Here is a 12874-nt window from a genome sequence, read left to right on the forward strand (position 1 = left end):
CCTGTTCGTCACGAATAAAATTGCATTACACAACATCATGGACGCTCCCGACGGATGCGTTTGGTTGGCGCGTGCCGCCAGGTCATTGCACCAGCGGCAAGAGTACCGTGAACTTGGTCCCATGGACGGCATCGGACTCCACCTTGATCATGCCGCGATGTTCCGCCACGATCTTGTGGCAGATGGCCAGCCCCAGGCCGGTGCCCGACGACTTGGTGCTGAAAAACGGCGTCCAGATGTTTTCCAGGTCCTCGGCCGGGATGCCGGGGCCGTCGTCGGCGATCTCCACGGCAACCATACGGGAGCGGCGGTCATTCTGGGCCATGCGGTAATCGGACAGCACCCGGCTCGCCACCGTCAGCTGCCCGGTATCCTGCAAGGCATCGATGGCGTTGCAGATCAGGTTGAGAAACAGCCGGGTCAGCATCTCCTCGTCGGCCATGATGGGCGGTATGCTGGGATCGAAGTGTTTGTTGAAGGTGATGTCGCGACCGGTTACGGCCTGCTTTTGCAGCAGGAGGATGTCGCCCAGCACCTTGTGCAGGTTGACCGGCCCCAGCTTGAGCCCCCGCGGCGAGGCCAGTTCCAGCAGTTCGCGGATGATGTGGTCGATGCGTTCGGTTTCGCGGATCATCACCCGGGTGTAATCCAGCAGTTCGCTTTCGGCGTCCAACTCCCGCTCCAGGAGTTGGGCCGCCCCCTTGATGCCACCCAGGGGGTTCTTCACCTCGTGGGCCAGCCCGGCCGCCAGTGCCCCCATGGTGGAGAGCCGGTCGGCCTGACGGACCGCCGCCTCCAACTCGCGGATGTAGGTGATGTCCTTGAGGGACAGGATGGTGCCGATGTTTTCGCCGGTCCCCAGCATGAGCGGGTAACAGGTGGCGGCAACCGGCTTGACCTTGCCGGTGGAGCGGACCACCACGTTCTCATGGTCCGAGATGGTGATGCCGGTCTGGGTCGCCTTCTGGACCATCTCCACCAGGGCCTTTTCCAGGACAAAGAGCTTGGCGAAGCTGGCGCCCATGGCCTGGCGCCGGGAAAATCCGGTGATCTCCTCGGCGGCCGGGTTGCACAGGGTGATCACGCCGTTGCGGTCCACGACGATCACGCCGTCGCCGACGCTGTCGAGCACGGTGGCGTAGTAATCGCCCGGATAGCTGCCTTGTTCGGCGATGTTGTCAGGCGTGGGCATGGTGGTCATCCGGTGTGCCGGTTATCCTTTCGATCAGGGTGAACAAATCAGCGACGGTGCGGACGGAATTGGCTTCGCGCCGAATGTCGGCGGCGCCGGCAAAACCGCGCGCATACCAACCGATGTGCTTTTTCATCTCCCGGGCGGCCACAGCCTCGCCGCTTTCCTGCACGAACAGCTCCAGGTGCTGGCGCATGGCGTCGGCCCGCTCGGCTGCGGCAGCCGGCGTCACGGCCCCCCGCTCTTCCAGTTCCAGGACCTGCCGAAATATCCACGGATTGCCGAGGGCGCCCCGGGCGATCATCACCCCGTCGCACCCGGTTTCGGCCATCATGGCCCGGCAGTCGTCGGCGCTGAAGATATCCCCGCTGCCGATGACCGGGATGGTCAGGCACTCCTTGAGCCGGGCGATCTGGCTCCAGTCGGCATGTCCCGAGAACATCTGGGAGCGGCTGCGGGGGTGCAGGGTAACGGCGTCGCACCCCTCGGCCTCGGCGATCCTGCCGATCTCAAGATAGGTATCGTCTCCGCAATGCCAGCCGGAACGGATCTTGATCGTCAGGGGCAGGTCGGTGGCGGCCCGCACGGCCTTGACGATGGCGGCAATGCCGGCCGGATCGCGCAGGAGGGCGCTGCCTGCGCCGGTGCCGACCACCTTGCGGACCGGGCACCCCATATTGATGTCGAGCAGTTCCCCGTATTCCGCCACCATGCGGGCGGCTTCCGCCAGGCTCTCGGGCGTATCCCCGAAGAGTTGGATGCCCAGCGGCCGGTCTTCCGGGCAGCTCTTGAGCAGGGCCAGGGTTTTTGTGCCTTCGCGGACCAAACCGTTGACGCTTACCATCTCGGTGAAGGCAAGGGCGGCACCATTGCGGCGGCAGAGGAGACGGAACGGCAGGTTGGTGATTCCGGCCAAGGGGGCAAGCACAACGTTGTGCGCCAGGGATAGTCTACCGATTTTCAATGGTTTCAGCATGATGCACACGGGTAATGGCTAACGGAAGGAGAATAAATAGTCGAGCGATGCCTAATTTTTGGGCATAATATCACAGCCATTTAAAATGGCAAAGGGAAAATTCAGAAAATAGTTGTTGCCAAGATGGCTGTTTACGGTTTTAATATTATTCTAACCATTACGCACGCATTGGGTGACAGGCCAGCGCAATCAAGGAGTTGAACATGTTTGGAATCGGGATGCCGGAACTTATCATTATTATGGTCATCGCCCTGATCGTTATCGGACCGCACAAATTGCCGGAACTCGCCAAGTCCCTGGGCAAAGGTTTGGCGGAGTTCAAGAGGGCCTCCGAGGACTTCCAGCGCAACATCCAGGAAGAGGCCCGCAAGAGCGAGGAGAAGGTGGAGCCGCACCAGGAGGCCGTGACGCCGCCCGCCGAGCCCGAGCATGTGGCTACGGCCGCAGCGGCGCCGGCTGAGCATGCTGCCGGGGAAAAGAAGGATGCCCCGCACGCCTGATCCGACGGCTGGCGCAACGCTTCAAAAACGAAAAGAGCCGGGTCGCGCCCGGCTCTTTTTTTATACCCTGTGGTCCTCAGGTCGCTTATTTGACCTCGATATTGATCTGTTTCGGCTTGGTTTCCTCTTTTTTCGGGAGGACGATGTTCAGGATGCCTTTCTCGCAGGTGGCCTGCACATGTTCCTGATCAATGGTCGCCGGCAGGCTGAAGCTGCGTTGGAATGAGCCGAAATAGCGCTCGATGCGGTGATAGTTCTCCTTCTTGACCGAGTCCTCGTGTTTGCGTTCCCCCCTGAGGGTCAGGGTATTATCCTCGATGCGGACATCGATGTCCCTCTGGTCCACATCAGGCACCTCGGCCTTGATGACGATGGCGTCTTCCGTCTCGTAGATGTCCACCGCCGGCTGCCAGATCCCCTCGCGGGTCTCCTCCCCGGAAATATCATGGTTCCAGGAGACGTTCAGCAGCCGATTCATCTGCTCCTGCATGGTGCGCAACTCCCTGAGCGGGTTGTATTTGACAAGTGCCATATCCGTATCCTCCTTTGTTCTTTAAATGGCGAACCCTTTCTATCACAAACATAATGTCGAATCTCCCAAAGTCAAGGGGAGGCGAAACTCATTAAACTGGGTGTATTATTTTTTTACGATAGTGTATAGTAAAAACGGATTGGCAGCCAGAGTGGGCCGACAGGCCGCAGGAGACGAACCATGCCACTGATTGTAGAAGCGATCTTCATAGCACTGACCATGCTTATAGCCTTTTTCCTGGCGTTTTTGATGATGTTCCTCCTGGCCCTGTTCCTTGCCCCCATCGAGCGCGGGCTTTCCAAGTTCATTTGGGACCACACCACCCCCACTCCCCCTGCACCGTCCCAAAAGGGCCAGTCCTACCGGGATTTCAGCAAGAAACATTTTTAATGTCTTGTTGTTACAGGCACCACCCCTAACCCTTTAGGCCCCAGAGGGCCCTCCTGAATCGGGGGGGGATACGATCCGCCCCCCTCACGCACACCTTTAGGCCCCGTGGGTCCGCACGTGGCCATCCCTCAACAACCCGCTACGTCCCAATAATGGGAAACCTGCGCCGGGAGAGAGCTTATGGAATTCAAAAACCTGCTGATCGAAACCGTCGACAACGTGGCCACCCTGACCGTCAACCGCTCCAGGAGCCTCAACTCCCTCAACAGCGAGGTGTTGGGAGAGCTGGAATGCGCCCTGTATGGCCTGGACCTGAATGCGGACGTCAGGGCGGTGGTGCTGACCGGCGCCGGAGAGCGGGCCTTCGTGGCCGGGGCGGACATCAAGGAGATGTCCGCGATGAACGCCCCTGAGGCGCATGCCTTTGCCCGGAAGGGGCAGCAGGTGATGCTGCTCGTAAAGAGGATGAAAAAGCCGGTCATCGCGGCGGTCAACGGCTATGCCCTGGGGGGCGGGCTGGAGCTGGCCCTGGCCTGCGATTTCATCTACGCCGCCACCACGGCCCGGTTCGGTTTTCCCGAGGTGACCCTGGGGATCATGCCCGGTTTCGGCGGCACCCAGAACCTGGCCCGCCTGATCGGCCCCAACCGGGCCAACGAGATGATCTTCACCGGCCGGATGCTCGATGCCGACCAGGCCCGGGCCTGGGGGATCGTCAACGAGGTTTTTCCTCCGGAGGAACTTGTGGCCAAGGCCCGGGAAACGGCCCGGGCCATCGCCCAGGTGAGTACCCTGGGTGCGGGCAGCGCCAAGGATGCCATCGCCAATGGCCTGAACATGGGGAGGGAGGACGGCTTCCGCTACGAGGCGGCCCTGTTCGGCGTGCTCTTCGCCACCGAGGATCAGCGGGAGGGGATGGGGGCCTTTGTGGAGAAGCGTCGGGCGGTCTTTACGGGCAAATAGCGGCGGTTTCATCCGTCCGGCGGGAACGCTAAACGCACATGACATCATTCCCGTCCCGTCGCCCACAAATACAACTATTAAATGAGGACCCTATGTACCCTGAGTCGGACGATCTGAACGACTATCTGGTTTCCGATGCCGTTATCGACTGGCAGACCCCGGCTGTCCGGGAGAAGGCCCTGGAACTTACCCGGTCGTTGCCGGACGAGGTCGCCAAGGCCCGCTGTCTGTTCGAATGGGTGCGGGACACCATCCCCCATTCCGCCGACGCCGGTCTGGACATCGTGACCTGCACGGCCAGCGAGGTGCTCCGTCACGGCACCGGGATCTGCTTTGCCAAAAGCCACCTCCTGGCCGCCCTGCTCCGGGCGGTCGGCATCCCGGCCGGTTTCTGCTACCAGGTCTTGCGGCTGGACCCGCCCGTGGATAACGAGCCGGTCTTGCACGGCTTCAACGGCATCTACCTGGCGACCCTCCATAAGTGGATTCGGGTCGATGCGCGGGGCAACCGCAAGGGGATCAACGCCCAATTCAGCGTCGAGAAAGAACAGCTCGCCTTTGCCATGGACCCGGAGGCGGACGAGTTCATCTACGAGGCGATCTTTGCGGCCCCGGTGGAGAGCGTGGTCAACCGGCTGAAGATGTACACGAGCAGAAGCGAATTGTGGGACGATCTGCCCCAATGTCTGTAGTCGTCTGGAAATACACAAGGAACAGGGATGTACCATGAACAGGGACGCAACCCTCTATAACCAGGGCAAAAACGCGCTGATGCTGCTGGTGCGCCGGTATCGGCAATGCGGTTCGTACCGGATCATACGCGACCCCGAAGGGGTCATCAGCCTGTGGGCCATCGAAGGCGCCGAGAGAACCCCGTTTTCCGTATCCTTTGCGGATCGGGGCCGCATCAGCGGGAATATCGAGGACATGTCCCCCGATTTTGTGCGGTCATTCATCGAGTATGTCAGAAAGAACGGTGTGCGCGCCGCCTGATCCGATGGCGGAGTGATTCCCCCCTTGCGTCAAGCCCGCGCTGCAAACTGCCGGGACCTGCCTGTATACCTTTTCATTGCCCCCCCAGACGTGCTACATTGCCTCCCCTTTCAGGTCAAGCCTCCAGAGACCCGGAACCGCCGTCGCCTCCTCCCGCATTCCTCCATAGTGCTCCGTGATGCTGCGCCTCAACTGCCATGAGTTGCCGTAACAGGCCCGCGAAACAGTGCCACGGGGGGAGTTCGGCGACCTGCACGGCACTCGCACGAGTGACTTTTCATAGCCAAGGACGATACCATGATCGTACGCGAACGCCCCTCCGGGCTGCGCCTCTATTTCATCTTCAAGGGCTCCATGCTCCAGAGCATCCGCTGGCAGCTGGTCAGCACCGTACTGGTGGCCGCCGCCGTGTACCTGACCCACGGCATGCTGTTCGCCATCAAGATCACCATGACGCCGATCCCGTTCAGCCTTATCGGCCTGGCGCTCGCCATCTTTCTCGGCTTCCGCAACAACGCGAGTTATGAGCGCTACTGGGAGGGGCGCAAGCTCTGGGGTGAGTTGATGATCGCCTGCCGTACCATCACGCGGCAGATGCAGACCTTTGTTACGGGGAGCGGCGCGGATGAGGCGCGCCGCCGCATGGCATACCGCGCCATCGCTTTTGCCCATGCGCTGCGCCACCATCTGCGCGGATCGGACCCGCGGGAGGAGGTGGGCGCGCTGCTGACGGCCGAGGAGTTCGCCGCGCTCGAGGGGGCCGTCAACAAACCGGATTTCCTGGTGCGCCGCATGGCCGCCGACCTGCGCGGCCTGGTCGGTGAGCGGGCGACCAACCCGCTCTTTGCCGCACGCATCGACGAAACCCTGACGAGTTTTGCCACCATTCTGGCCGGCTGCGAGAGGATCAAACAGACGCCGATCCCGTTCTCCTATACCCTGCTGATCCACCGTACGGCCTATCTCTACTGCTTCATGCTCCCGTTCGGGCTGGTGGACTCCATCGGCTTCATGACGCCGTTCGTCGTCGGCTTGATCTCCTACACCTTTTTCGGGCTCGATGCGTTGGGGGATGAGATTGCCGAGCCTTTCGGGACGTTGCCCAACGATCTGCCCCTGGCCGGGATCTGCCGCGGCATAGAAATCAGTATCCGTGAGGCGCTGGGGGAAGAAGGGCTTCCCGAGGCGCTTAAGCCCGTTGATTTCTGCATCCTGTAGGCGCTGCCCTGAATTGCGGAGAGTGTGTTGAACTGCCGTGCCGCGAGGCGCCTGGATGTCGCCCTGCCGGAGCGGTTCTGCCGGCGGCGTGTCAGCCGCAAACCTCGGTCTTGGCGATGGTCTTCATCTTCTTCAGCCGGCCTATGGCCTGTTTGCAGGCTTCGAAGGCATCGCCGCTGTTGGGGGAACTGACGGCGGCAAGCGAGATAATGTCGCCGACGCGGAGCCGGCCGGTGCGTCGGATCAGGAGGATATCTTCCAGGGCGAATTCCGCGGCCAGTTTGCCGGCCATGTCGCGCAGCTCCGCCTCGGTATCACCGTTTGTGGCATAGTCGATGTAGCTTGTGGTCCCGCCAACCCCTGCCATGGGCTTTACCACGGCATAATGGATAACGACCGACCCGGCCTTCTTCGTCGTTATCAAGTCATAAATCTGTGCAGGGTCAATAGGGTCGGGTGTGATTCTAACCATTCGTATCTCCATTTCTGTGATGTCATACGGATGATGGCTCGTCCGTATCTTTTTACGTGGTTCTTGATTGCAGCACTGACGGTCTATAGCTCCATCTTTTGTTTTTGGAGCCGTTTGTAATAAAAATTCTGCCCGTACAGCACGGCGATGGGGTTGTGGCCGGTGACCCGGTCCTTGACCACCAAGGTGGTGACCGGCGCCTCCGAGCGCTTGTTGAAGAGCATGTCATGGCCGACGCACAGGCCGAGGATGATGTTCATGTCGGTCTCGAGCCGGTTGCAGATCTCGGCCTGGGCAATGGGGTTGCAGGCCGGCTCAAAGGTGCCGGGTCTGACCTTGTCCCTTTCCTCCAGCCCCAGTTCCCGTTTGTCGATGCTCCCCGCCTTGCAGCAGACGCTCAACGGTTCAAGCCCCTGGGCCTTCAGGATGGCCACGAGGCGGTCGGCTTCGTCCAGGAGGCCAATGCAGGTGGCAATGCCGATCTTCGTGTATCCCATCAGTTTGGCAAAGGCGATGGTGTCCTCCACGCGGGTCCAGCGCGGCATGATCGTATCGCCGCCCTCCGCCCGCTGGTAGCAGAGCCCTTCCACACGCGCCGCCACCAGGGCGATGCGGGCCTCCTCACTGTCCCCCCGGTAGTCCTCGAACGCCTCCTTCACCACGTCGTCATAGGTGCCGGACGGGCAGTTGCCCGGTTTGGGCGGCGCGGTTGCCGGGTCGCCGCTCCAGCAGTTGGTGGTGCCGCACTTTTGCCATACGGCGCTGCACTTGGAACATGAGACCGGTGTTTCGTCTGACATGATAAACCTCCCGAATCTGAAATTGTATGAACCTAAAAATTCGCTGAAAATCCAAACCCGCCACGGAGGCACAGAGACACAGAGAAAACCAGGAGTAAGACAAGCAAAAAAGGTTCTTGATGATAGTATTATCGAAAAATAGTTTTTGTTTTTCTCTGTGAACCTCTGTGTCTCCGTGTCTCTGTGGCAGATTTGAGGTTTTTCAGTGTTTTTGGGGATTGAGGTTGCGGGTCACCCCATGAACGCCACCAGCAGGAGCGGCGGCAGCGCCACCACGCCCATGGCGAACAGGGCGTCGAGCCAGATGGCGGCTCCGGCCTGGCACAGGCGGATCAGTCCCACCGCCGGTACGAGCAGAAATTTCCCAAGGATGCCTACGTGGGGGCTGGTAACATCCTGCCAGAGCGCATCCCCGTCGCCGCTGCTGGGAAAGGCGTGCAGGGCCATGGAAAAGCTGAGCCAGGCCCCGGCAACCACGGCAAGGTCCTTGAATTCAGCCGCCGCCGGGCTCGTGACGAGGAGGGATGTCAGCAGGCTGACCGCCAGGGCGGCCCCGGTGGAGACGAAGAATGGTGCGACCGCCACCATGATGTGCTGCACGGCGTATGCCGGCTGTTCGTGGAGCACATACCCCAATGGGTTGCCCAGGCGCAGGTAGCATACCTTCAGGACGCGGATGCCGAGCCGGCGGCAGGCCCAGGCATGGGCAAACTCGTGGGCCATAACGCCCGGAAAGGTAAGCAGGGAGACGATCAGCCGGACGGTCACGGGCGCCGCTTCACGTCGTGGTCATGGTGTTGAAGAGTTGGTTCACCTCGCGGAAGACCTCCACGTACTCATCGGACAACATGAAGAAGAAGTCTCCCAGGTTGTCGGGAAGGGGATGGCGCGACTGCTGCCTGAGCAGGTTCCAGGCGTATTCCTCGGACCGGTCCGGCTTGGTGGCCTGGGCCACGCTGTCCGAGATGGTGTAGGCCAGGCAGAAGAAGTCGGCCAGCGCGACGATGGCGGTCAAGAGCGGGTCTTCTATGGCCAGTTCGGAGGTGTGGTGGTGGGAGATGACATCGCAGTACACCGGCGGGAAGTTCCAGCGCTGGGCCAGGCAGAGCCCCACCTCGCTGTGGGTGGTGCCGAAACACTCCAGCTCGGCGTCGTAGGTCGTGGAGCGGGTGTAGTTGATGTGGGCGAGCATCTCGCCGTATTCTTCCCTGAGGTAATGGCCGAAAAAAACCTTGCCGATGTCGTGGATGATGCCGACCATATAGGCCAGCTCGGTGTCGTTGTACCCCACCATGGCGGCGATGCGGCGGGACATGGAGCCGACGCTGAAGGAATGCATCCAGAAGATGTTCATGTCGAAGGGCTGCTCCGGCGCCTTGAAGCCGTCCACGAAATAACTGGTCAGAATCATCTCGCGTACGCTCCTGAAGCCGAGGTAGAGCAGGGCGCGTTTCACCGAGGTGATCTTGCTCCCCGGCATGTAGAGCGGCGAGTTCACCACCCGGATGACCCTCGCCGCCAGGACCTGGTCGGAAAGGATCAGGTCCGCGACCTCGTCCGGGTTGGACTCGTGATCGTCCAGGAGCCTGATGACCCGTGAGACGATCACCGGGATGGTCGGCAGGTCGCTCACATCCTTGAACAGCTTGCGGGCCTTGATCATCATTGCTGCTTTGTCCAAGAGTCGTTCCTTTCGGTCTGCCGGTTGTGGGATGCCCTGAATCCGCGACGCCTCCATGCCGCCGGTCCGGAAGACCTCTGCCTTTGCGTTTGCAAAGTTTGCGACAATCAGGCGGAGGACCAGCCTGGTGAGTGGGCTGTTACGGCACGGCGGCGTGCGGGCCCCGGCTCTTCCGGACGCTGCGGCATTCCAGCATCACGGATTCAGGACATCAGTCCGTCTTCTGCACAAGCTCGGAAAACTGGGCCTCCGAGAGCACGGCAACGCCCAGTTCCCTGGCCTTGTCGAGCTTGCTGCCCGGCTCTTCTCCGGCGACGACGTAGTCGGTCTTCCGGGAGACGGAACCGACCACGTGCCCCCCCTCGTCTTCAACGATCCTGCGGGCCTGATCGCGGGTAAACCGGGCAAGTCCGCCGGTGAATACGAAACTTTTGCCGCTGAGTCTGCCGCCGACCCGTTTCTCTTCGGCGGTGGGGGCCACGCCCGCTTCCTGGAGGCGCCGGACGACGGCCACGTTGTCCCGGTTGTCGAAGAAGGTGCGGATACTTTGGGCAACGGTGGCGCCGATGTCGCGAATGCCGGTCAGTTCCTCGATGGTCGCCTGCTCCAGATTCTCCAGGCTGCCGTAGGACTGGGCCAGGGTCTTGGCCGTGCGTTCGCCCACGTGGCGGATGCCGAGGGCGAAGATGAACCTGCCCAGTTCCCGCTGTTTGCTGTTATCGATGGCTGCCAAAAGGTTGCCGGCCAGTTTGTCCCCCATGCGTTCGAACCGCATGAAATCGTCACGGGTCAGGCGGTAGATGTCGGCCACGTTGTGCACCAGCCCCAGGGAGAGCAGTTGTTCGATGAACTTCTCCCCCAATCCTTCGATGTCCATGGCGTTGCGCGAGGCAAAGTGAATGATCGACTCGCGGATCTGGGGCGGGCAGGAAAGTCCCATGCAGCGCACCGCCACCTCGTCGGCGATGCGGACCACCTCCGAGCCGCATTCCGGACAGGTCTGGGGCGGCGGCAGCGGCCGCTCACGGCCGGTGCGTTTTTCCGTCAGCACCCTCACCACCGCCGGTATGACGTCGCCGGCCCGTTCCACCAGCACGGCGTCGCCGATGCGAATGTCCTTGGCGGCGATCTCGTCCCAATTGTGCAGTGTGGCGCGGGCCACCGTGACCCCGGAGACCACCACCGGCCGCAGGTGCGCCACGGGCGTGATGACCCCGGTGCGGCCGACCGACGGGACGATGTCCTCCACCACGGTTTCCGCCTGACGCGGGGGAAATTTGCAGGCAATGGCCCAGCGGGGCGAACGGCTCTTCTCTCCCAACTCCCGCTGGAGGGCATAGGAGTCCACCTTGATGACCGTGCCGTCGATCTCGTAGGGGAGCGACTCCCGGCGCTCCTGCATCTCGCGGTAATACGCCACCGCCGCCTCGATCCCGGTTACCTGCCGCACCAGCGGGTTGACCGGCAGCCCCTTGGCACCGATGACGGCGAAGAATTCCTGCTGGGAATCGAAGGCCGTTCCCTCGCTGACGCCGGGGGCGTAGCAGAAGAGGGAGAGCGGCCGCCGCGCCGTGATGCGCGGGTCCAACTGGCGCAGCGAACCGGCCGCCGCGTTGCGCGGGTTGGCGAAGGGGGGCTCGCCGTTTTCCTCTTTTTCCCGGTTGATGTGCTGGAATGCCTCCAGGGAGAGATAAACCTCCCCCCGCACCTCCAGCAGGCGCGGGGCGTCTTTGCCGGAAAGCCGCAGGGGGAGTGAGCGGATCGTGCGGATATTCGCGGTCACGTCCTCACCGGTCAGGCCGTCCCCCCGGGTGGAGGCAACCGCCAGTGCGCCGTTCTCATACACCAGTTCCACCGCCAGGCCATCCATCTTCGGCTCACAGACGTAGCCCACCTCCGCCTCGGCCGGCAGCGCCAGGATCTTCTTGACCCGCTGGTCAAACTCCCTGATCTCTTCTTCATTGGTGGCGTTTTCCAGCGACAGCATGAGGAGGCGGTGGGGCAGGGGGGAGAATTTATCCAAGGCTGCGCCGCCGACCCGCTGGGTAGGTGATTCGGGCGTCACCAAGCCGGGGTACTGCTCCTCGATTGCCTGGAGTTCACGGAACAGGGCGTCGTAGTCGGCGTCGGTGACCTCTGGTGCGTCCAGCACATAGTACATCCGGTTATGGTGTTCGAGCAGGCGGCGAAGTTCCTCGGCCCTGGCCCGAACACTCTCCTGAGGATCGTGTATGTCAGGCAACAAGGGCATTTGCATGGGCGGCTCCGGGAGATGGTATTTGACTTCACCGCAGATTACAGTATTATTTCAGCAATTTCAACGCCGCAGGCAAGAACCGGACGATTCATGGAACAACAACAGCTTGCGGGCATCAGTCGATGGTTCGACGACTATACCCGCACCTTTCTCGATACCGACCCGGAAGGGGTTGTAAATATGCGGCTCAAGATCGAACACACCCGCAAGGTATGTGCGGTCAGCGACATTCTGGCAACCGGCGAAAGGCTTTCGGCAAGCGAGGCCCGCATTGCAGGGGCCATCGCCCTGCTGCACGACGTGGGCCGTTTCCCCCAGTACCGGCGCTGGCGCACCTTTCGCGACAGCCGGTCCGACAACCATGCCCGGCTCTCGGTGGAGGTCCTGCGGGAACACCACCTGCTGGACGGCCTTGATCCCGCCGAGCGCCTGCTGATCGAGGAGGCGGTGCGTTTTCACAACCTTCTGGAACTGCCCCAACGGGTCAGTTCGCCGACCCGGCTCTTCATGAAACTGATCCGGGATGCGGACAAGCTGGATATCTGGCGCGTATTTCTCGAACTCTTCACGCTGCCAGAAGAGCGGCGGGCCTCCGCCGCCACCCTGGATTTACCCGATCTGCCGGGGTGCACGCCCGCCTGCCGGGACGCCTTTCTGGCCCACCAGGTCGTCAGACTGGACCTGTGCCGGGTCCTCAACGACTTCAAGCTCTTGCAGATCTCCTGGGCACTGGACCTTGGTTTTGCCTCGTCCTATCGCCTGCTGCTGGAGCGCGACTATATCGCTCGCCTGGCAGGCACCATCAATGGTAAACTGGATATCGGGGCAGCCATCGAATATATTCGGCAAGAGGCCGCCCGGCGGGCGGAAAATTTTCAAACCCAGTGACCAACGCGGAGG

15 protein-coding genes are annotated in these 12874 nt (G+C 61.6%); 7 read left to right on the plus strand and 8 right to left on the minus strand.

The features are described from left to right. Window positions 1-82 precede the first annotated feature (82 nt). Complete coding sequence (locus tag F6V30_RS05855; protein ID WP_151155791.1) at window positions 83-1192, minus strand: two-component system sensor histidine kinase NtrB; 1110 nt, start codon at window positions 1190-1192, stop codon at window positions 83-85. Beyond that, on the minus strand, window positions 1179-2168 hold the full coding sequence (gene dusB / locus F6V30_RS05860) for a tRNA dihydrouridine synthase DusB (protein ID WP_151155793.1): 990 nt from the start codon (window positions 2166-2168) through the stop codon (window positions 1179-1181). Before dusB ends, F6V30_RS05855 begins: the two co-directional genes overlap by 14 nt. Window positions 2169-2371: 203 nt before the next feature. On the opposite strand from dusB, the gene F6V30_RS17310 reads away from it, so the two are divergent. Next, window positions 2372-2668, plus strand: a complete 297-nt coding sequence (locus F6V30_RS17310; RefSeq protein WP_151155795.1) for a TatA/E family twin arginine-targeting protein translocase — start codon at window positions 2372-2374, stop codon at window positions 2666-2668. 85 nt (window positions 2669-2753) lie between these two features. Here F6V30_RS17310 and F6V30_RS05870 read toward each other — a convergent pair whose 3' ends face one another. Beyond that, window positions 2754-3200: an Hsp20/alpha crystallin family protein gene (locus F6V30_RS05870; protein ID WP_151126959.1), complete on the minus strand. Its 447-nt coding sequence runs from the start codon at window positions 3198-3200 to the stop codon at window positions 2754-2756. A gap of 180 nt (window positions 3201-3380) precedes the next feature. Between F6V30_RS05870 and F6V30_RS05875 the strand changes: the two genes are divergently transcribed. The 5 genes from F6V30_RS05875 (at window position 3381) to F6V30_RS05895 (ending at window position 6764) form a co-directional block, all read left to right on the plus strand. Next, window positions 3381-3590: a hypothetical protein gene (locus F6V30_RS05875; RefSeq protein ID WP_151155797.1), complete on the plus strand. Its 210-nt coding sequence runs from the start codon at window positions 3381-3383 to the stop codon at window positions 3588-3590. A gap of 180 nt (window positions 3591-3770) precedes the next feature. Further along, window positions 3771-4553, plus strand: coding sequence for an enoyl-CoA hydratase/isomerase family protein (locus F6V30_RS05880; protein WP_151155799.1), 783 nt, complete (start codon window positions 3771-3773; stop codon window positions 4551-4553). 92 nt (window positions 4554-4645) lie between these two features. Continuing rightward, window positions 4646-5245 (plus strand): transglutaminase-like domain-containing protein, encoded by a 600-nt coding sequence (locus F6V30_RS05885; RefSeq protein WP_151155801.1) that lies wholly within the window; start codon window positions 4646-4648, stop codon window positions 5243-5245. A gap of 34 nt (window positions 5246-5279) precedes the next feature. Beyond that, window positions 5280-5546, plus strand: coding sequence for a hypothetical protein (locus F6V30_RS05890; RefSeq protein ID WP_151155803.1), 267 nt, complete (start codon window positions 5280-5282; stop codon window positions 5544-5546). A gap of 297 nt (window positions 5547-5843) precedes the next feature. Then, entirely contained in the window at window positions 5844-6764 is a 921-nt protein-coding gene (locus tag F6V30_RS05895; protein ID WP_151155805.1) for a bestrophin family protein, read from the plus strand. Between the two features lie 91 nt (window positions 6765-6855). Here F6V30_RS05895 and F6V30_RS05900 read toward each other — a convergent pair whose 3' ends face one another. The 5 genes from F6V30_RS05900 to ligA all read right to left on the minus strand — a co-directional run bounded on the left by F6V30_RS05900 (window position 6856) and on the right by ligA (window position 11968). Next, on the minus strand, window positions 6856-7236 hold the full coding sequence (locus tag F6V30_RS05900) for a molybdenum cofactor biosynthesis protein MoaE (RefSeq protein ID WP_151155807.1): 381 nt from the start codon (window positions 7234-7236) through the stop codon (window positions 6856-6858). 83 nt (window positions 7237-7319) lie between these two features. After that, the gene (locus F6V30_RS05905) at window positions 7320-8036 is read right to left on the minus strand and encodes a DUF1847 domain-containing protein (RefSeq protein ID WP_151155809.1); all 717 of its coding nucleotides are present in this window, start codon (window positions 8034-8036) and stop codon (window positions 7320-7322) included. Window positions 8037-8267: 231 nt separating this feature from the next. Continuing rightward, complete coding sequence (locus tag F6V30_RS05910) at window positions 8268-8804, minus strand: metalloprotease family protein (protein WP_151155811.1); 537 nt, start codon at window positions 8802-8804, stop codon at window positions 8268-8270. 10 nt (window positions 8805-8814) lie between these two features. Further along, window positions 8815-9717: an HDOD domain-containing protein gene (locus F6V30_RS05915; RefSeq protein WP_191965588.1), complete on the minus strand. Its 903-nt coding sequence runs from the start codon at window positions 9715-9717 to the stop codon at window positions 8815-8817. A 211-nt stretch (window positions 9718-9928) separates the two neighbouring features. After that, window positions 9929-11968, minus strand: a complete 2040-nt coding sequence (gene ligA, locus F6V30_RS05920) for an NAD-dependent DNA ligase LigA (RefSeq protein WP_191965612.1) — start codon at window positions 11966-11968, stop codon at window positions 9929-9931. Between the two features lie 96 nt (window positions 11969-12064). Here ligA and F6V30_RS05925 point away from each other — a divergent pair, with 96 nt between their 5' ends. Continuing rightward, window positions 12065-12862, plus strand: coding sequence for an HD domain-containing protein (locus tag F6V30_RS05925; RefSeq protein ID WP_151155817.1), 798 nt, complete (start codon window positions 12065-12067; stop codon window positions 12860-12862). The last annotated feature ends 12 nt before the right edge of the window (window positions 12863-12874 follow it).

It is taken from the genome of Oryzomonas sagensis (assembly GCF_008802355.1).
GTDB classification, from domain to species: Bacteria; Desulfobacterota; Desulfuromonadia; order Geobacterales; family Pseudopelobacteraceae; genus Oryzomonas; species Oryzomonas sagensis.